A 19,517-nucleotide genomic window follows, 5' to 3' on the forward strand; every position below is an offset into this window, starting at 1 on the left:
GACAGTCTATTCGGATCGACGGGGCCCTCCCGCGGGCGGAGGGTCTCCGTCGGTGCTCCCGCGCCGCGACCCCGGCGTAGGCTGGGCGCCGTGACGACCTATGACCCGCCGCGCCCGTGGATCGCCAGCTACGCCGAGGGCGTTCCCGAGGATCTCGAACCGGTGACCGGCTCGCTCATCGACATCGTCGAGGCGTCGGCCCGGGACTACCCGGATGCCCCTGCCCTGCAGTTCTTCGGACGCACGACGTCGTACCGTTCGCTGCAGGAGCAGATCGATCGCGCCGCGGCCGGACTGCGAGCGCGGGGCGTGCGCCCCGGAGATCCGGTGGCCATCGTGCTGCCGAACTGCCCGCAGCACATCGTCGCGTTCTACGCGATCCTGCGCCTGGGTGCCGTCGTGGTCGAGCACAATCCGCTCTACACGCCGCGCGAGCTGCGCAAGCAGTTCGAGGATCACGGCGCGAAGCACGCGATCGTGTGGTCGAAGGTCGTCGCGACCGTTCAGGAGTTCCCGGCGGATCTCTCGGTCACCTCGCTCATCTCGGTGGACATCACCGCGGCGATGCCCTGGACGACCCGGATCGCGCTGCGCCTTCCGATCGCGAAGGCGCGAGAGGCCCGCACGGCGCTGACAGAGCGCGTCACCGGCGCCATCGCGTGGAGCGACATCGTGGGGACGGAGCCCCTGCCGGCCTCTCATCCGAAGCCCGCCACGGACGATCTCGCACTGATCCAGTACACGAGCGGTACCACCGGCACACCCAAGGGCGCTTCGCTGACGCACCGCAACCTGCTCTCGAATGCCGCTCAGGCGAAGGCGTGGGTGCCGTCGATCGTGCGCGGTGACGGCTGCGTGGTGTACGCGGTGCTGCCGATGTTCCACGCCTACGGGCTGACGCTCTGCCTGACCTTCGCGATGTCGATGGGAGCGCGGCTGGTGCTGTTCCCCCGGTTCGATCCCGACATGGTCCTCGAGGTGACCAGGAAGCACCCTGCGACCTTCCTCCCGCTGGTGCCCCCCATCGCGGATCGTCTGCTCAAGGCCGCGAAGGAGAAGGGCGTGTCGCTCGCCGGCACCCAGGTCGCGATCTCTGGCGCGATGGCGCTCCCGCACGAGCTCGTCGTGCCGTTCGAAGAGGCGTCCGGCGGCTACCTGGTCGAGGGGTACGGCCTCAGCGAGTGCTCGCCTGTACTGATGGCCAATCCCGTCGCCGGGAACCGCGTGCCGGGCACGGTCGGTCTGCCGCTTCCCGGCACCGAATGCCGGGTCGTCGACCCGGACGACCCCACTCAGGACGTTCCGCGCGGAGAGCGTGGCGAGCTCGTCGTGCGCGGTCCGCAGGTCTTCGGCGGTTACTACGGCAAGCCCGAGGAGACCGAGGCGGTCTTCGCGGACGGCTGGTTCCGCACGGGCGACATCGTGATGATCGACGACGCGGGCTTCGTGCGCATCGTGGACCGCATCAAGGAGCTGATCATCACGGGCGGTTTCAACGTCGCCCCCACCGAGGTCGAGAACGCGCTGCGGCAGCACCCGCGGGTCGAGGACGCGGCGGTCGTCGGTCTGCCGAGCGAGCACTCCGGCGAGGAGGTCGTGGCCGCCGTGGTGGTCACTCCCGGCGCGGACCTCGATGTCGAGGAGATCCGCGCATCGGTGCGCGGCATCCTGACCCCCTACAAAGTGCCCCGCCGGATCTTCGTCGTCGATGAACTGCCGAAATCGCTGATCGGCAAGGTGCTGCGCCGACAGGTGCGCGACAAGCTGCTCTCCCTGAACTCCGGCGACTGACGCACGACGGACGTCACCACGCCGTGAACTCGCCCGGGCGGGGCTGAATCCACACCGCGTTCGCGTAGCCGTCCTGCCACGGAAAGAGACCGTCGCGGTCATCGTAGGTGAGCTGCAGGACCTCGACCGAGAAGTCGTCGGGGCGCTGGTAGAAGCGATTGGCGGCGAAGGCGATGTCGCCGGGATTCGGAACCGTCTCGACCGTCACGCGATGGCCCCAACCGGCGAACTCGAGGAGCTCCCCCGCAACGATGTCCTGCCCCCCGCGCACGCGGTCGGCGACATCGTTGAGGAGGAGGCCCGTTGTGCGCGCGTCCAGTCCGAACACGAGCAGCTCCGGATGCCCCATGCCGAACAGTCCGACGGTGTAGGCGAACGGGGTCTGACGGCGGCGCATATCCCCCGTGACGTATTCGATGCTCGTGCCGTGGCTGCGGATCGTCTGCGCGGTGCGCTTGTCCTGCTGGTCGAGCCAAGCCACCATGGCGGGGTCGGGGATCATGGTCATCTCGAAGCTCCTTCGTCGAAGGATTCCGAGATTAGAACATACCTACGACACTCGGCGCGGCGCCGACCCATCCACCGACTCAGCCCGCATCGGGCGCGAGGGCATCGAGCGCCGAAGGACCCTCCGTCACGAGGATGTGGAACTGCGCGGCATCGAGGATGCGCAGGCCGAGCTCTTCGGCCTTGGCGAGCTTGGAGCCGGCGCCGGGGCCCGCTGCGACGAAGTCGGTCTTCTTCGAGACACTCGATGCGGCCTTGCCGCCGGCCTTGAGGATGGCTTCCTGTGCACCCTCGCGCGAGTAGCCCTCAAGACTCCCGGTCGCCACGACCGTGAGTCCGTGGAGGACGCCGCCCTCGACGGACGCGGCGCCGGGACCGGGGTGTCCGGGCGTCTCCAGTCGCGCGCCGGCTGCAGCCCACCGGTCGACGATGTCGCCATGCCACTCGACCGCGAACCAGTCCGTGAGCGAGTCGGCGATGATCCCGCCGACCCCCTCCACCCCCGCGAGCTCGTCGCGGGTGGCGGCGCGAATCGCCTCCACCGATCCGAACCACTGCGCGAGCGCGCGCGCCGCGACCGGACCGACATGACGGACGTTGAGCGCGACGAGGAACCGCCACAGGTCCTTCGTCTTCGCCCGTTCGAGCTGGTCGATCAGCGTCAGCGCCTGCGCGGAAGGCTGCGGTGCGGTGATTCCCGCCTTCTTCTCGGCGGCGCTCGGATTGCGACGGAACGGCGCGCGCCGCACCGGCTGGCCGGTCTTCTCGTCGACCCGCGGCTCGCCGGTGTCGGCGTCTCGGACGATCACCTCGATCGGCACGAGCTGCTCGACCGTGAGGTCGAAGAGCGCGGCTTCGGTCTCGAGGGGCGCGACCGCGGGGAAGGACGGCTGCGTGAGCGCTGCCGCCGTCACCTCACCGAGCGCCTCGATGTCGAGCGCACCACGCGAGCCGATGTGCTCGACGCGGCCACGCACCTGTGCGGGACACGCGCGCGTGTTCGGACACCGCAGATCGATGTCGCCCTCTTTCGCGGGCGCGAGCGCCGACCCGCACTCGGGGCATTCCGCCGGCATCACGAACTCCCGCTCGGTGCCGTCGCGCAGCTCGACCACGGGTCCGAGGATCTCGGGGATCACATCGCCGGCCTTGCGCAGAACGACCGTGTCGCCGATGAGCACGCCCTTCGCGCGGACGACGTCTTGATTGTGCAGCGTGGCCTGCCTGACGACGGAACCCGCAACCCGCGCGGGGGCCATGACCGCGAACGGCGTGGCACGCCCGGTGCGTCCGACCGACACCACGATGTCGAGCAGCTTCGTGTTCACCTGCTCTGGCGGGTACTTGTAGGCGATCGCCCAGCGGGGCGCGCGGCTGGTCGCGCCGAGTTCGTCGTGCAGCGCGAGCTCGTCGACCTTCACCACCACGCCGTCGATCTCGTGCTCGACGTCGTGCCGGTGCTCGCCGTAGTGGGCGACGAACTCCAGCACCCCGTCGATGTCGTCGGACGTGCGGTAGTACGGGCTTGTCGGCAGCCCCCACTCGGCCAGGAGCGCGTAGATCTCGCTTTGCGACTCGACCGGCGGCCGGCTCCATGCGCCGATGCCGTGGACGAACAGTCGCAGCGAGTCGATCCGCGCCTGCCCGGCCTCGCGCTCGAGTCCGTCCTTCTTGTCGAGCTGCTGACGCAGTCCGCCGGATGCCGCATTGCGCGGATTCGCGAAGGAGGGGAACCGCCGCTCCGCGCTCGCGCGCGCCTTGTCCTCGTCGAAGGAGCGGCCTCGCGCCCGCGTCTCTTCGACCGCGCGGTCGCGCATGTCGGCCTGAAGGGCGTTGAGCGCCTGGAACGCGGCGACGGGGATGAACACCTCCCCGCGCACCTCGACGAGATCCGGGTGCCCCGATCCCGCCAGCCGCTGCGGGATGCCCGCCACGCGCACGGCGTTGACCGTGACGTCTTCGCCGGTGCGGCCGTCTCCGCGCGTCGCCGCCGAGGTCAGTACCCCGCGCTCGTACCGGAGGCTGATGGCGAGTCCGTCGATCTTCAGCTCGGTGAGCCAGCGCACCGCGCGGCCAGCGCCGGCTTCGGCCTTCAGGCACCACTCGCGGAGCTCGTCGAGGCTGAACACGTTGTCGAGGCTGAGCATGCGTTCGGCGTGCTCGACGGGCGCGAACATCGAGCTCTCCGCTGCGCCGACCGTCTGCGTCGGAGAATCCTGCCCCTGCAGCTCGGGATGAAGCCGCTCAATGGCCTCGAGCCGGTGCATCCAGCCGTCGTAGGTCGCATCGTCGACGATCTCGGCGTTGCGGCCATAGTACGCGTCGCGCGCATCGAGGATGCGCTCGGTCAGCTCCTGCGCTTCGACCCGGGATGCCTCGAGCCCGCCATCGGCCGGCAACGCGGTCGCGTCGTCACGGCTGCTCGGAGCGGGCGTAGCGAGATCATCGTCATCCGTCACGCCGCCAGTCTAGGAGCCGCCACCGACAGACGAGGGAGTCTAGGCGTCGACGGGAACGGCCGAAACGGTGCGGTCGATCGTGAACTGCCCGATCACCCGCGTACCGTCGTACAGCACCGCGGTCTGACCCGGCGCAACACCTTCGAACGGCGTCTCGGGCACAACGGTCAGCACTCCCCCGCCGAGCGTCGCGCGGGCCGGAACGGGATCGGCGTGGGCGCGGATCTGCACGTCGCACGCGAAGGCGCCGTCGGGCTGAGGGCGCCCTGCCCAGGAGTGCCGCTCCCCGGCGATCTCGGCGGTCGCCAGCGCCTCCTTCGGCCCGACGACCACGGTGTTGGACACCGGGCGCACCTCGAGCACGAACCGGGGCTTGCCGTCGGGCGCGGGGATGCCGAGCGAGAGCCCGCGACGCTGTCCCACCGTGAACGCGTGGGCGCCCTCGTGGCTGCCCACCACAGCTCCGGCGCGGTCGACGACATCGCCGGTAGCGGTGCCGACCTTCTCGGCCAGCCATCCGCGCGTGTCGCCGTCGGGGATGAAGCAGATGTCGTGGCTGTCGGGCTTCTGCGCGACCGAGAGGCCGCGCGCCTCCGCCTCGGCTCGGACGATCGCCTTGGACGGCGTCGAACCGAGCGGGAAGTAGGTGTGCGCGAGCTGCTGCGCCGTGAGCACCCCGAGCACATACGACTGGTCCTTCGCGGCATCCGATGCCCGGTGAAGCTCGAGACCGTCGGGGGTCTCCACGAGGGACGCGTAGTGCCCGGTGCACACGGCGTCGAAGCCGAGTTCGAGCGCGCGCTCCAGGAGCGCCGCGAACTTGATCTTCTCGTTGCACCGCATGCAGGGATTCGGGGTTCGGCCCGCGCGGTACTCGGACACGAAGTCCTCGATCACGTCCTCGCGGAAGCGCTCCGAGAAATCCCACACATAGAAGGGGATGCCCAGCCGGTCGGCCGCCCGGCGCGCGTCCATGGCGTCCTCGATCGTGCAGCAGCCGCGGCTGCCGGTGCGCAGCGTGCCGCCCGCTCGCGAGAGTGCGAGGTGCACGCCGACGACGTCGTGTCCCGCCTCGACGGCCCGCGCGGCCGCGACGGCGGAATCGACGCCACCGCTCATGGCCGCAAGGATCCGCATGGGTCCAGTCTACGAACCCGTGCCTGACCGGGACCCGGACGCCGCGCGCGCCCGCTCCACGAGTGCGGGCAGCACCGCCACGACGGCGGCGACATCCTCGGGCGTCGACGTCCGGCCGAGGGAGAAGCGCAGCACCTGGCGGGCCTCGGCATCCGTCCTCCCCATCGCCAGGACCACGTGAGAGGGCTCCGGCACGCCCGCCTGGCAGGCCGAGCCCGTCGAGACCGCGATTCCCGCCTGGTCGAGCAGGAACAGCAGCGTCTCACCGCTCGCCCCGCGGAAGAGCAGGTGCGCGTTGCCCGGAAGGCGCTCCGACGGATCGCCGAGCAGGTGCGAAGACGGAACGGAGGAGAGGATGCCGCGCACGAGCTCATCGCGCAGCACGGCGAGCCGGCGCGCCTCGGCCGCGCGCTCCGCCTCGGCCAGCTCCGCCGCGACGGCGAAGGCCGTCGCGCCGGCGACGTCCTGCGTTCCGGCGCGAAGTCCCCGCTGCTGGCCGCCGCCGTGCAGCAGCGGAGCCAGACGGGCGTGGCGGGAGACGACGAGGGCACCCACCCCCACCGGGCCGCCGACCTTGTGCGCGGACACGCTGAGCGCGGTCAGACCGCTGTGTGCGGAGGCATCCGCCCGCCAAAGGCGGAAGGACACGGGGAGGTGCCCGAACGCGGCGACCGCGTCGAGATGCAGTGCGACGTCCGACGTCTGGGCGGCAGCGGACAGCGCGATCGCGTCGTTGACCGTTCCCACCTCGTTGTTCGCGACCAGGGCGGTGGCGAGGGCGGCGCCCGGGAGCCGAGCGGCGAACAGTGCCGGATCGATCGCGCCGTGCGCCGTGACGGGAACGGTCCGCACCACCGCACCCTCCGAGTGCTGCAGCCACTCGGCTGCGTCGAGGGTCGCGTGATGCTCGCCGTCGGGCAGGACGACGGCATCCGTCCCTTCCGCCCGCGACCACCAGAGTCCCTTCACCGCGAGGTTGACGGCCTCCGTGCCCCCCGACGTGAACACGACCTCGATCGGGTCGCAGTCCAGCGTCACGGCGAGACGCTCGCGCGCCTCCTCGAGGAGCCGGCGGGCAGCCTGCCCATAGCCGTGGATCGACGACGCGTTGCCGACCTCGCCGGAGACGTCCAGCCACGCCTCGCGTGCTTCCGGGCGCAGCGGGGCGGTGGCCGCGTGGTCGAGGTAGACCTGCATCGCCTCTCCTCCCGGCCTCGGCGCGGCGGGGCCGCCGCAGGGTGCGTCTGGGTCTCGCGCGAGCGGGAACCGGGTTCCGTAACGTCCGCGACTCACGCGCTTACTACTGTAGTTCGCATGCCCAGTCTCCAGTCCGCCGCGCTCACGCTCCCCCCGGGTCTGCACAGCCCCGACCTGGACCGCCTCGGCGTGACCCTCGGCTCGGACGCCGCGACGCTGCGCGTGTGGTCGGATGCCGCCGAAGGGATCGATCTCGTCGTGTTCGACGACGTCGATCTCGACTGGGCGGTCGACAGCACCGCGCTCCAGCCGGTCGGCGGGGGCGTGTGGGAAGTCACCACCGCTCTCCTGCGGCCCGGCACCCGCTACGCACTGCGGGTCGACGGCCCGCACGGACCAGGCAACACCTTCAACCGCGGCACGCTGCTGGTCGAGCCCTACGCGCGCGGACTCGCCCGCGGAGGGTACGACGACTGGCGGTCGGTGGTCGTCGACGGCGCATTCGACTGGGGCGGCGTCGGCAAGCCCGGCATCGCGATGGACCGCACAGTGCTGTACGAGGGCCATCTGAAGGGGATGTCGAAGCGCCACCCCGGCGTTCCGCCCGCTCTGCACGGCACGTATGCCGGGCTGGCGCATCCCGCGATGGTGGAGCACTTCCTCTCCCTCGGTGTCACGAGCATCGAACTGCTCCCGGTCCACGCCTTCGCGACCGAACCGCGCCTGCTGCAGCACGGGCTCGCGAACTACTGGGGCTACAACACCCTCAACTTCTTCACCCCCCACGCCGCGTATGCCACCGAGCAGGCGCGTCGAGAGGGACCCGAGGCCGTCCTGCGGGAATTCAAGGGCATGGTGCGCCTTCTCCACGAGGCGGGACTCGAGGTGATCCTCGACGTGGTCTACAACCACACGTCTGAGGAAGGCATCGGCGGCCCCCGTTCGAGCCTGCGCGGCATCGACAACCGCGCGTACTACCGCCAGCAGGACGACGGCGCCTACATCGATGTCACGGGCTGCGGCAACTCGGTGAACACGGCGACCGACGCGGCAGCCCGCCTCGTCCTGGACTCCCTGCGCTACTGGGCTCGTGACGTGCAGGTCGACGGGTTCCGATTCGACCTCGCTGCGACACTCGGCCGCGACGCCGCGCACGAGTTCACTCCCGAGCATCCGCTGCTGCGAGCGATCATCGACGACCCCCAGCTCGCGGACGTCAAGAAGATCTCCGAGCCATGGGACGTCGGCATGGGCGGATGGCAGACCGGCAACTTCGGCTCGGGCTGGAGCGAGTGGAACGACCGCTACCGCGACCGCGTCCGCAACTTCTGGCTGAGCGACGTCGACTACGCCCGCCGCGCATCGACCGCCCCCGTCGGCATCGGCGGGTTCGCGACACGGCTCGCCGGCTCCTCCAACACGTTCTCGGCCGAGCGGGGCCCGCTCGCGAGCGTCAACTTCGTGACCGCACACGACGGCTTCACTCTGCGCGACCTCGTGTCGTACGACGTGAAGCACAACCTGGGCAACGGCGAGCAGAACCGCGACGGCGCCGACACGAACCGCTCGTTCAACCACGGCGCCGAAGGTCCCACCGACGACTCCGCGATCCTGGCGGTGCGCCGCAAGGCGATGCGGAATCTGCTCGGAACCCTGCTCCTGTCCGCCGGCATCCCGATGCTGACCGCGGGCGACGAGTTCGGCCGCACGCAGCGCGGGAACAACAACGCCTACTGCCACGACTCACCACTGACCTGGCTGACCTGGGAGCACGCGCCCTGGCAGCGCGACCTGTTCGCTCACGTGCAGCACCTCCTGCGGATGCGGCGCGAGAACCCGGCTCTCCGGCCGATCCGATTCGCGCGGCTCGACGAGCACACCCCGTCCGCGTCGGTGATGGAGTGGTACGACGAGCACGGCGAGACGATGTCGATCGAACGCTGGACCAACCCCTCGCACCGAACGCTCCAGTACGTCGCCGCCTCGACACCGGAGAACGAGGACTTCAACCGCATCCTCCTGATCGTCCACGGCGCCGAGCACGACACCGCGGTGACCCTCCCCGAGATCGACGGCGTGAAGCGGTACGTGCCGCTGTGGTCGAGCATCGACGAGGCACCGGGCGAGGAGCGGCCGGACCGCGAGCCGGGTGAGGTGGTCCCTGTGCCGGGCACCACGATGCATCTCTTCCGGGCCGAGTGATCATTCCGCGCGGCCGCGCGCCGCGCAAGCTCCTATCGAGTGCCCAGCACGCCCGGTAGGTTCGGAACGTGGCATCGACCAGGACTCCGAACTCCGAACGTCCGTGGCGGAGCGCCTCCGCGCTCCCGCTCCGCCCGGCCCGTGTGCAGGAATCGCCGTTCGCGACCGCGACCGGTCGCATCCCCCTCACCAAGCCGTCGCCGGCGATCCCCGGCGAGCCGTACCGGCCGAAGGCCTTCAACGGCGAGGCGGTGCCGTTCGGGGTGACGGCGTTCCGGGAAGGTCACGACCGCATCGGCGTCCATCTGCGCCTGCATTCGCCTTCGGGCGATGAGTCGCTGCACCGGGTCAGCCCGCTCGAGAACGGGCTCGACCGTTGGGCGACGATGGTGGCGCTGCGCGAGGACGGCCTGTGGACATTCCGCTTCGAGGCCTTCGGCGACGACTTCCTCACGTGGCAGCACGCCGCCGACGTCAAGATCGAGGCGGGCGTCGACATCGATCTCATGCGGGAGATGGGCGCGCTCCTGTTCGATCGCGCGCAGGCCGAGAGAGACCGCCCCGCGGCCGAGCGCAAGACTCTCGCGGGTGCGGCCGCGGCGCTCCGCGACGCGCACGTGGGAACCGACGGCGCCCTGGCGATCGTGCGCGATCCCGCGATCACCCGGTTCTTCGCGCAACGCCCGCTGATGTCGATCGCCGCCCAGGGCGCCCAGCTCGAGATCCTCGTCGAGCGCGAGAGAGCCGGTGTCGGCGCGTGGTACGAGTTCTTCCCGCGATCCGAGGGCGCGAAGAGGTTCAAGGACGGGCGCGTCAAGCCGGGCAATCTGCGCACGGCACGCTCGCGCATTCCCGCTGTCCGCGGCATGGGCTTCGACGTGCTCTACATCCCGCCGGTCCATCCGATCGGCACCACGAATCGGAAGGGTCGCAACAACTCCCTCACGGCCGAGCCCGGAGACCCCGGTTCGCCGTACGGGATCGGATCGCCCGACGGCGGGCACGATGCCGTCAGCCCCGAGCTGGGGACCATGGCCGACTTCCGGGCGTTCGTGCGGGCGGCGGCGGAGAACGGGATGGAGGTCGCTCTCGACCTCGCACTCAACGCCTCACCCGACCACCCGTGGGTCACCGAGCATCCGGAGTGGTTCGTCAGGCTGCCCGACGGCTCGATCGCCTACGCCGAGAATCCGCCGAAGAAGTACCAGGACATCTATCCGGTGTACTTCGACACCGACCCCGCCGGGGCCTACGCCGAGGTGCTGCGCGTGGTGCGGCACTGGATCGCACAGGGCGTGACGATCTTCCGCGTCGACAACCCCCACACGAAGCCGCTGGAGTTCTGGGAGTGGCTGATCGCGACGGTGAACGCCGAGCGTCCCGACGTGATCTTCCTCGCCGAGGCCTTCTCGCGGCCCGAGGTGATGCAGACGCTCGCGAAGGCCGGATTCCAGCAGAGCTACTCGTACTACACGTGGCGCAACACCAAGCAGGAGCTCGAGGAGTTCTTCACCTCGATCGCCACGGAGACGGCCGACTTCATGCGGCCGAACCTGTTTGTGAACACCCACGACATCCTCACCGAGTACCTCCAGTTCGGCGGGCGGCCGGCCTACGCGATCCGCGCGGCGCTCGCCGCGACGGCAGCTCCGACGTGGGGCGTGTACGCCGGGTACGAGCTCTTCGAGAACGTCGCACGGCCCGGGTCGGAAGAGAACATCGACAACGAGAAGTACGAGATCAAGGTGCGCGACTGGGAAGGGGCGGAGGCGCGTGGCGACTCGCTGGCCCCCTGGCTCCGCCGCCTGAACGAGATCCGGCGGGATCATCCCGCGCTGCGCCAGCTGCGCAACCTCACCGTCCACTGGAGCGACGACGACGCGATCCTCGTGTTCGCGAAGCATCTTCCGGCGGCCCTGTCGCCGACGGGGCGCACCGACACGATCATCGTCGTCGCCAACACCGACCCGCATTCGGTCCGGCAGACCATGGTCCACCTCGACACGGCGGTGTGGGGCGTCGAGCCCGGCGATCCTTTCGACGTCGAGGACCTCGTCACCGGCGCGCGCTGGACCTGGTCGGACCACAACTTCGTGATGCTCGACGCATTCACCGATCCCGTGCACATCCTCCACGTCAAGGAGAAGCGATGACCCCGTCAGATCAGGTGCTCGACGCGGTTGCCGCCGGAGCACACCATGATCCGCATGCCGTACTCGGCATCCATCCCGCAGAGGATGCCGGCGCAGACGGCGCCGAGTGGGTCGTCCGAGCGCGGCGTCCCCTCGCCCGCAGCGTGACGGCGGTGTTCGTCGACGGCACGCGCGTCCCGCTCGAGCACGTGCGCGCGGGCGTCTGGGAAGGAACCCGGTCAGGGAGCGAGCGCCGCTACGAGCTGGTGACCACCTACGCGGATGCCGCGGATTACGTCGCCGACGATCCCTACCGATTCGCCCCGACGATCGGCGCGCTCGATCTGCACCTGATCGGCGAGGGCAGGCACGAAGAGCTCTGGCGCGTCCTCGGCGCGCACCTGCGCGAGCACGAAGGCGTCGCCGGCACTGCCTTCACGGTCTGGGCGCCGAACGCGCGAGCCGTGCGCGTGGTCGGGTCGTTCAATGACTGGGACGGCCAGAGCCATGCGATGCGCTCGATGGGCGGAAACGGGGTGTGGGAGCTCTTCGTCCCGGGCATCGGAGTGGGTACGACCTACAAGTTCGAGCTTCTCGGCCGCAACGGCGCCTGGGTCACCAAGGCCGACCCGATGGCCAGGTTCGCCGAGGTCCCGCCTGCCACGGCATCCGTCGTCGAGCAGTCCTCCTATCGCTGGGAGGACGACCAGTGGATGTCGCGCCGGGCGCACGAGACCCCGGTGTCGCGGCCGATGTCGGTCTACGAGCTGCACTTCGGCTCATGGCGGCCCGGCCTGTCCTACCGGGACGCCGCGGACCAGCTCATCGACTATGTGACCGCCCAGGGATTCACGCACATCGAATTCCTGCCGCTGGCGGAGCATCCGTTCGGCGGATCCTGGGGCTACCAGGTCACCGGCTACTTCGCCCCGACGAGCCGCTTCGGGCACCCCGACGATCTCCGCTACCTCATCGACCGGCTTCACCGTGCCGACATCGGCGTGATCATGGACTGGGTTCCCGGCCACTTCCCCAAAGACGCGTTCGCCCTCGCCCGCTTCGACGGTGAACCACTGTACGAACACGCCGACCCGCGCCGTGGAGAGCACCGCGACTGGGGGACGTACATCTTCGACTACGGCCGCAGCGAGGTGCGCAACTTCCTCGTGGCCAACGCCCTGTACTGGTTCGAGGAGTTCCACGTCGACGGGCTGCGGGTCGACGCGGTCGCCTCGATGCTGTACCTCGACTACTCCCGCGAAGAGGGCGAATGGGCGCCGAACGTGCACGGCGGCCGGGAGAACCTCGAAGCCATCGGGTTCCTGCAGGAGGTCACCGCGACGGCGTACAAGCGCTATCCCGGCATCGCGATGATCGCCGAGGAGTCCACCAGCTTCCCGGGGGTCACGGCCCCGACGAGCCAGGCCGGACTCGGCTTCGGCTTCAAATGGAACATGGGCTGGATGAACGACTCCCTGCAGTACATCAAGCGCGATCCGATGTACCGCTCCCACCACGAGGGCGAACTCTCCTTCTCGTTCGTCTACGCGTTCAGCGAGAACTTCGTGCTGCCCATCAGCCACGACGAGGTGGTGCACGGCAAGGGCAGCCTTCTCGGCCGGATGCCGGGAGACCACTGGCAGAAGCTCGCCAACATGCGCGCCTTCCTCGCGTACATGTGGGGCCACCCGGGCAAGCAGCTGCTGTTCATGGGTCAGGAGTTCGGTCAGCTGTCGGAGTGGTCGGAGGGGCGATCACTCGACTGGTGGCTGCTCGACCAGCCCTCTCACGCCCAGCTCCAGGACTTCGTCGCGACTCTCAACCGGGTCTACCGCGACCACTCCGCACTGTGGGCGCGCGACAGCGACGGGGCGGCGTTCACGCGCCTGGGCGCGCCGCAGTGGAACAAGAACGTCATCGCGTTCTCGCGCCGTGACTGGCACGGGAACGCGGTCGCCGTGATCTGCAACTTCTCGGGAGAGCCGATCGGCTCGTTCGAGCTGGATCTCCCGGAACGCGGAGTGTGGCACGAGATCCTCAACTCCGACGCGCAGGCGTACGGCGGCTCGGGCGTCGGCAACCTCGGAATGGTGCACGCCGGCGACGGAGGCCGCGCCAAGATGGTGCTTCCTCCGCTCGGCGTGCTGTGGCTCCGGCACGACCCGGAGGCGCACATCCCGTCGCCCACGCGGGGCTGAGACCGGCTCGTCAGAACAGCAGCGAGGACAGGCTGCCACGCGCGCGGCTGACGCGCGGGTCGCTGTCACCCACCAGGGCGAAGAGCTCGAGCAGGCGCTCGCGCACCGGTGCGCGGTCGTCCGCGGGAAGCTGCGCGAACAGGTCGAGCAGTCGTGCGAAGGCGTCCTCCACGTGGCCGCCGGCCAGATCGAGGTCGGCGACGGCGAATTGTGCGTCCACGTCGGTCGGCGCCGCGGCCGCAGCGGCACGCGCGGCCTGCAGGTCGGCGCCCTGCACACGATCGAGGAGGCGGACCTGACCCAGACCGGCGCGCGCCTCGGCGTCGCGGGGGTTCTCGACCAGGGCCTGCTCGTAGGCGGCGACGGCGCGCGGGTAGTCGCCCGCCTCGATCGCCTCGAAGGCCTCGGCGTGGAGCGGCGGGAGGGGCGCCTCCGCGGGGGCTTCGGCCGCAGCATCCGTGTCCGGCGCCCCGTCCGCCGTGACCGTGCCCGTCACGCCGTTCTGCGCGGCGACCTGGAGCAGCTGGGCGAAGACCTCGCGCACCTGCTGCTCGGGAACGGCACCGGTGAACAGCGGGACCGGCTGGCCGGCCACGAGAGCGACGACCATCGGAATCGACTGCGCACGGAAGGCCTGTGAGAGCTGGGGGTTGGCGTCGACGTCGACCTTCGCGAGCACGAGGCGTCCGTCGAGTTCCGTCACGACACGCTCGAGCACCGGGCTCAGCTGCTTGCACGGCCCGCACCACTCGGCCCACAGATCGATCACGATCGGAACCGTGCGTGACAGTTCGAGCACCTGAGGGAACGTCTCGTCGGTGACATCCATCACGAGCGACGGCACGGATGCCGCACCCGCCGCGTCCGGCCCGTCGCCTGCGGACGGGGATGCCGATCGATTGCGCAGGGCCGAGAGGTCGACGGCACCGCGCAGCGCGGCGCCCGAGCTGGGATCGGTCACTTGATCACCTTCGCGTCGAGGATGTCGGAGGCGTAGCCGAGCAGGCGGATCTTCTCGGCCGATCCCTGGGTCGGGACGTAGAAGAACACCTGATCGGTGAACGTCGTCGTGAAACCGGTGGCCGACTGGTCGGCGCCGGCCAGCGCCTTCACGGTGGCGTTGTTGTCGAGCTTGATGACAGCGTCCGCGTTGGTCGGCTTCACCGTGTCGGTCTCGTTGATGTTCACCGCCACGATGGCGCCGCTCTCGACGGTGGCCAGCGCGAACGGCGGGAAGGTGCCGGGCGTCGAGGCGAATGTCAGGCTGCCGGTCTTCGAGGCGGTCTTGTTGAACTCGTCGAGGCGCTCCTGCCTGTTGACGGCGATGCGCTCGCGAAGCTCGTCCCCCTCGGCCTCGAACATGTCGAAGAACTCGCTCTTCTCCCCCTCGTTGATGACGTCGGAGTACGCAGCGGCGAGGTCCTCGGGCGCGATCGCGAGGAACGGCGAGTTCGGCGCAGGCTGCGCGGCGCCGATGTACACGGGGTGAAGGTCGGGCATCGTGGTGGAGGCCTCGAGGCTCGCGATGTACGAGAGCTTGTAGGGCGCCCACGCGTCGTCCTGGGTGAGGACCATGATGCTCGAGGTCTTGGACTCGTCGTCGTCGACGACGGTCATCACCGAGCGCGGCCAGCCGTCGTAGGCCTGCGGGAGCACGATCTCGAGCGGCTTCGTGAGGATCGCTGCGGGCACGGCATAATCGGCGATCGCTTCGCGCAGCTTGTAGTTGGTCGACCGTGCGGCCAGCGCCACTCCAGCGAGGCGAGTCGAGGCGAGCTCCTCGTCCATCGCGGCATCGGCTTCGGAGACGGTGTCCGCGATGCGCGCCAGGATGCGCTCGGCCTGCGGCTTGGTGACCGCCGGAGCCTGCTGTCCTTCCGGTACGAGGACCGTCGCCGACGCCGTAGGGGTCGGAGTCGATGCGAGGTCAGGCCACGCCTCGGCGGAGCAACCGGTGAACAGCAGCGCCGAGACGGCCACGGCGGGCAGCACCACGAACGACCGGCGGCCGCCGGTCACGGCGCGGCGCGTCGGCGGCGTCGAGCTGATCACGCCCTTGTCGGCACCCTCGACGGCGATGTCGATGGGCTCGGTGACGGCAAGCGGAAGGCCCTTGCGCCGGGGCCCGCGCGACCGGCGCGCGTGGCGGATGCCGAGGATGTACAGGAACACCCCGACGGCGAGGACGATCCCTCCGCCGACGATCAGCGGACCCGCCCACGGCGTGGAGTTCGGAATCGGCCACGAGACCGAGACGGTCGCGGGAGCGGGGTCGCTGCCATCGGTGGCGACGAGCACGCTCATGCCGCTCGGGAGCTGCAGCGGCGCGATCAGGATGTCGCTCTGCTGGAACTCGTCGAGCCACAGGTCGGAGCCGATGGGGCTGAGAGCGGGTTCCTCGGCGGCAGCAGCGTCGGCAGCGGTCTCGTCGTCCGTCGTGGCGGCGTCGTCGGGCTTCGCGTCGTCGACGGCGGAGTCGCCGGCCGGGTCCACGGGCGCCGCAGGCTCGACGAGATCGGTGACGATCTCGCCCTGCTCGTCGAGGGTCGCCACGTTGTACGGGGTCTCGGCGAGCCAGGCCTCCATGTCGGCGGTGCGACCGTAGGCGGCGAAGATGTCGCCGTCGGCCTGTGCGCGCAGCGTCTGCGCGCCGTCGACCTCGTTGAGCACCGCGCCGTCGATCACGAGATACGGAGCGTCCTCGTCGACCGCGATCGCGGCGACCGCGGTGTCGGGTCCTTGGAAGATCGTCCGCTGCGCGATGCCCGCACCGATCATCACGGCGGCGAGCACGAATGCCGCCACGGCCCATACGAAACGCACGAAGAAACACCTTTCCAGGACTCGCACGGGTTCCGCGAGTCTTCGATCCGACATTTCAGACTAGCGAAAGTGACCTGAAAGCAGACCGGGAGGGACCGTTCCGCGGGCTGAGCGTCCTCAATGCGTATCCTGACGGAAGACGTATCGGCGGTCGTGCCGACGATCGCAGGAGGTCTCATGAAGCTGCACAATCCGTTCCGGGTCGCATTCGTCGCGACACTCGGGGTGGGACTCGGACTCGTGCTCATCGGCAGCATCCAGACCCTGTCCACGATCCTCCTCTATGTCGGGACGGCGCTGTTCCTCTCGCTCGGCCTCGACCCGATCGTGGCCTGGCTGGAGCGCCGCAAGCTTCCGCGGTGGGCCGCCGTGCTCATCACGATCCTGGGCGTCCTCGCCGCCTTCGCCGGGATCATCCTGATGATCATCCCGATCATCGTGGGGCAGATCTCGCAGCTCGTCGCCGACATCCAGGACCTGGTCGAGCAGGACGATTGGAACCCCGTCGGCGAGATCAAGGAGTGGATGAGCGCCACCTTCCCCAACCTCAACGTCGACGATGTCTTCGGGTACCTCGAGGATTGGTTCAACTCGATCGACGTGGGGGCGGTCGGCGAGCAGATCGGCGGCGGCATCATCGCGGTCGGCGGTGCCGTCCTGGCCGGACTCGCCGGTGCGTTCATCGTCCTGATCCTGACGATCTACTTCACCGCGTCCACGCCGAACCTCAAGCGCGCCGTGTACCAGCTCGTGCCGGCATCCAAGCGCGCGCGGTTCATCGACCTGGGCGAGCAGATCACCGACTCCGTCGGCCACTACGTCATCGGCCAGCTCAGCCTCGGCGTGATCAACGGTGTGCTCAGCGCCATCTTCCTGTCGATCATCAACGCGCCGTTCCCCGCCGTGCTCGCGGTGATCGCCTTCTTCTTCTCGCTGATCCCGCTCGTCGGCACACTGACGGGCTCCACCATCATCGTGCTGTTCTGCCTGGGTCTCGGCTCCCCCACCACCGCTCTCATCGCGGCGATCTACTACCTCATCTACATGCAGATCGAGGCGTACGTCCTCTCGCCCCGCATCATGGGTCGTGCCGTGTCGGTTCCGGGAGCCGTCGTCGTCATCGCGGCCCTCGCCGGCGGCGCGCTCCTCGGGCTCCTCGGTGCCCTCGTCGCGATCCCGGTGGCCGCCAGCATCCTGATCATCTACCGGCAGGTGGTGATCCCGCGCCAGAACGAGCGGTGATCGGATGCCGCGCGATTCCCTGTCGAGACGTCAGTCCTCGACGACGGGGCCGTTCCACTCGTTCGGAAGGGGCAGCGCGTCCGGGTTGATCGCCGCGACGATCTCGGTCAGCACGCGCCGGGTCTGATTCTCTCCGACCCACAGGTGCTTTCCCCCCTCGACGGGGATGAGAACCGCCTCGGGCACGCTCGCGAAGCGCCGGATCGCGGCATCCGGTCGCAGGTAGTCATCGAACTCCGGCACCAGGACGATGAGGCGGCGCGCATCGCCGGCCCACGCGGCGACCTCCTCGTCGCTCGCGCGGTGGAGGGGCGGCGAGAGCAGGACGGCACCCTCGATGTCATGATCGCGGCCGTACTTGAGTGCGAGCTCGGTGCCGAACGACCAGCCGACGAGCCAGGGACGCGGCAGAGCGCGCTCCCGCACGAAGTCCAGCGCCGCAGCGACGTCGAACGCTTCCGCGAGCCCGCCGTCGAAGGCCCCGTCGCTCGTGCCGCGCGAGGAGGTCGTGCCGCGGGTGTTGAAGCGCAGCACCGCGAGATCGGCGAGAGCCGGGAGCCTTCCCGCGGCCTTGCGGAGGATGTGCGAGTCCATGAAGCCCCCCGCTGTGGGCAGCGGATGCAGCGTCACGAGCGTCGCCACCGGCTCACGCTCTGGCGGCAGGGCGAGCTCGCCGACGAGGGTGAGCCCGTCGATCGTCTCGAATTCGATCTCCTCCCGGCGCGCGGGGAGGAGGAGCGGTCCGCGGATCTCCATGTCGATCGATTCTGTGCGAGGGCCGTCAGGCCATGTTCCAGCAGTGCTGATGCCAATGGCGTCGGGCGGCGAGGTCGGCGGCGGGACCCAGCACGCCGTCCATGCGCCACGCGACGACATGGGCGACACCCACGGGGATCTCACGGCCGCATCCGGGGCACACGTAGCTCTTCTGCGCCTGCCGCGCCGAAACCGGCTGCACGGTCCATTCGACGCCGCGACGCATCTCTGTGCGCTTCCATCCTGAGAGCATGCGCTCGAAGGAATCGTCGCCGCTCGAGTCGGGACGCCGGCGGTTCGACCGCGGCATCGAACTCAGTACCAACCGACGTTCTGCGAGTGACTCCACGCACCGCACGGCGTTCCGTACCGGCCGCCGATGTATCCGAGGCCCCACGAGATCTGCGTCGCCGGGTTGGTCTCCCAATCGGCGCCGGCACTGCCCATCTTGTTGCCCGGGAGCGCCTGCGGGATGCCGTAGGCGCCGCTCGAGGCGTTGTAGGCATTGACGCGCCAGCCGGATTCCTTGTTCCACAGCGCGACGAGACACGCGAACTCGCTGTCGCCCCACCCGCGCGCCATGACCATCTGGTAGGCGATGGCCTGCGCGCTCCCGGGGTCCGGTGTCACGAACGGCGGCGCCCATCCACTCGAGGTCGATGACCCCTCCGCCGTTTCGACGACGGGCTTGGGCTTCGGCTTCGGCTTGACGAAGACCGAGTAGTTGCCGCGGTCGAGCGCGCGGGCGTCGTCGCCTGCGGCCTCCTCGTCCGATGCGAAGGTCTGCACGTCCTCGACCGAGTGCGCGTACAGCGACACCGCCGCGCCCTCGTCAGCGTTCGCATCGCTGAGCGCCATCCCCGTCGGTCCGACGTAGGCGGCGACGAAACCGACCGCCGCGAAGGCCGCGAACACGCCGAGCACACCGCGACGACGCGACCATCGCTGCTTCGGAGCGGGGGCTCGACGAGGCGCTGCGGCGGGCGACTCTGCGACGGTCGACACGTCCTGTCGGCGCGAGCGCCGGGTCGAGATCAGTTCGTTTCCAGAAGTCACAGTGTCCCGAGTCTACC

Annotated in this window: 14 protein-coding genes; 5 read left to right on the plus strand and 9 right to left on the minus strand. The window is 69.6% G+C overall.

Annotated elements, in window-relative coordinates:
- The first annotated feature begins 90 nt into the window (after positions 1-90).
- Positions 91-1,791 (plus strand): long-chain-fatty-acid--CoA ligase, encoded by a 1,701-nt coding sequence (locus tag ASD93_RS06890; protein WP_056120574.1) that lies wholly within the window; start codon positions 91-93, stop codon positions 1,789-1,791.
- A gap of 13 nt (positions 1,792-1,804) precedes the next feature.
- Here the strand turns inward: ASD93_RS06890 and ASD93_RS06895 are convergent, their stop codons facing one another.
- From ASD93_RS06895 to ASD93_RS06910, 4 genes are all read right to left on the minus strand, one after another.
- The gene (locus tag ASD93_RS06895) at positions 1,805-2,299 is read right to left on the minus strand and encodes a DUF4262 domain-containing protein (protein WP_056120577.1); all 495 of its coding nucleotides are present in this window, start codon (positions 2,297-2,299) and stop codon (positions 1,805-1,807) included.
- A gap of 79 nt (positions 2,300-2,378) precedes the next feature.
- On the minus strand, positions 2,379-4,697 hold the full coding sequence (ligA, locus tag ASD93_RS06900; RefSeq protein WP_056120965.1) for an NAD-dependent DNA ligase LigA: 2,319 nt from the start codon (positions 4,695-4,697) through the stop codon (positions 2,379-2,381).
- A gap of 99 nt (positions 4,698-4,796) precedes the next feature.
- Positions 4,797-5,894, minus strand: coding sequence for a tRNA 2-thiouridine(34) synthase MnmA (gene mnmA / locus ASD93_RS06905; RefSeq protein WP_082569215.1), 1,098 nt, complete (start codon positions 5,892-5,894; stop codon positions 4,797-4,799).
- A 9-nt stretch (positions 5,895-5,903) separates the two neighbouring features.
- Positions 5,904-7,091 carry a cysteine desulfurase family protein gene (locus ASD93_RS06910; RefSeq protein WP_056120580.1) on the minus strand — a complete coding sequence of 396 codons (1,188 nt, stop codon included), beginning with the start codon at positions 7,089-7,091 and terminating at the stop codon, positions 5,904-5,906.
- A 117-nt stretch (positions 7,092-7,208) separates the two neighbouring features.
- Here ASD93_RS06910 and glgX point away from each other — a divergent pair, with 117 nt between their 5' ends.
- The 3 genes from glgX to glgB all read left to right on the plus strand — a co-directional run bounded on the left by glgX (position 7,209) and on the right by glgB (position 13,623).
- Positions 7,209-9,293: a glycogen debranching protein GlgX gene (gene glgX / locus ASD93_RS06915; protein ID WP_056120583.1), complete on the plus strand. Its 2,085-nt coding sequence runs from the start codon at positions 7,209-7,211 to the stop codon at positions 9,291-9,293.
- A gap of 68 nt (positions 9,294-9,361) precedes the next feature.
- On the plus strand, positions 9,362-11,446 hold the full coding sequence (locus ASD93_RS06920) for a maltotransferase domain-containing protein (RefSeq protein ID WP_056120586.1): 2,085 nt from the start codon (positions 9,362-9,364) through the stop codon (positions 11,444-11,446).
- The gene (gene glgB, locus ASD93_RS06925; protein ID WP_056120588.1) at positions 11,443-13,623 is read left to right on the plus strand and encodes a 1,4-alpha-glucan branching protein GlgB; all 2,181 of its coding nucleotides are present in this window, start codon (positions 11,443-11,445) and stop codon (positions 13,621-13,623) included. The genes ASD93_RS06920 and glgB overlap by 4 nt, the downstream gene beginning before the upstream one ends.
- A 10-nt stretch (positions 13,624-13,633) precedes the next feature.
- Here glgB and ASD93_RS06930 read toward each other — a convergent pair whose 3' ends face one another.
- Complete coding sequence (locus tag ASD93_RS06930) at positions 13,634-14,584, minus strand: tetratricopeptide repeat protein (RefSeq protein ID WP_056120592.1); 951 nt, start codon at positions 14,582-14,584, stop codon at positions 13,634-13,636.
- Entirely contained in the window at positions 14,581-16,446 is a 1,866-nt protein-coding gene (locus tag ASD93_RS06935) for a glycosyl transferase (RefSeq protein ID WP_200950619.1), read from the minus strand. The genes ASD93_RS06930 and ASD93_RS06935 overlap by 4 nt, the downstream gene beginning before the upstream one ends.
- A 177-nt stretch (positions 16,447-16,623) precedes the next feature.
- Between ASD93_RS06935 and ASD93_RS06940 the strand changes: the two genes are divergently transcribed.
- The gene (locus ASD93_RS06940) at positions 16,624-17,688 is read left to right on the plus strand and encodes an AI-2E family transporter (RefSeq protein ID WP_056120597.1); all 1,065 of its coding nucleotides are present in this window, start codon (positions 16,624-16,626) and stop codon (positions 17,686-17,688) included.
- Between the two features lie 30 nt (positions 17,689-17,718).
- Here ASD93_RS06940 and ASD93_RS06945 read toward each other — a convergent pair whose 3' ends face one another.
- From ASD93_RS06945 to ASD93_RS06955, 3 genes are read right to left on the minus strand one after another with little or no spacing between them, the layout of a single operon-like run.
- Positions 17,719-18,444, minus strand: a complete 726-nt coding sequence (locus ASD93_RS06945; protein ID WP_056120600.1) for an alpha/beta hydrolase — start codon at positions 18,442-18,444, stop codon at positions 17,719-17,721.
- Between the two features lie 25 nt (positions 18,445-18,469).
- The gene (locus ASD93_RS06950) at positions 18,470-18,754 is read right to left on the minus strand and encodes a hypothetical protein (protein WP_056120603.1); all 285 of its coding nucleotides are present in this window, start codon (positions 18,752-18,754) and stop codon (positions 18,470-18,472) included.
- Between the two features lie 5 nt (positions 18,755-18,759).
- Positions 18,760-19,500, minus strand: coding sequence for a lytic transglycosylase domain-containing protein (locus ASD93_RS06955; protein WP_056120604.1), 741 nt, complete (start codon positions 19,498-19,500; stop codon positions 18,760-18,762).
- Between the last annotated feature and the right edge of the window lie 17 nt (positions 19,501-19,517).

The organism is Microbacterium sp. Root180, assembly GCF_001428485.1.
Classification (GTDB): Bacteria; Actinomycetota; Actinomycetes; order Actinomycetales; family Microbacteriaceae; genus Microbacterium.

Excerpts from the sequence above, each read along its gene's own strand:
- ASD93_RS06895 (WP_056120577.1), bottom strand. The coding sequence starts at position 2,299 with ATGACCATGATCCCCGACCCCGCCATGGTGGCTTGGCTCGACCAGCAG.
- mnmA (WP_082569215.1), bottom strand. The coding sequence starts at position 5,894 with ATGCGGATCCTTGCGGCCATGAGCGGTGGCGTCGATTCCGCCGTCGCG.
- ASD93_RS06910 (WP_056120580.1), bottom strand. The coding sequence starts at position 7,091 with ATGCAGGTCTACCTCGACCACGCGGCCACCGCCCCGCTGCGCCCGGAA.
- glgX (WP_056120583.1), top strand. The coding sequence starts at position 7,209 with ATGCCCAGTCTCCAGTCCGCCGCGCTCACGCTCCCCCCGGGTCTGCAC.
- glgB (WP_056120588.1), top strand. The coding sequence starts at position 11,443 with ATGACCCCGTCAGATCAGGTGCTCGACGCGGTTGCCGCCGGAGCACAC.
- ASD93_RS06940 (WP_056120597.1), top strand. The coding sequence starts at position 16,624 with ATGAAGCTGCACAATCCGTTCCGGGTCGCATTCGTCGCGACACTCGGG.
- ASD93_RS06945 (WP_056120600.1), bottom strand. The coding sequence starts at position 18,444 with ATGGAGATCCGCGGACCGCTCCTCCTCCCCGCGCGCCGGGAGGAGATC.
- ASD93_RS06950 (WP_056120603.1), bottom strand. The coding sequence starts at position 18,754 with ATGCCGCGGTCGAACCGCCGGCGTCCCGACTCGAGCGGCGACGATTCC.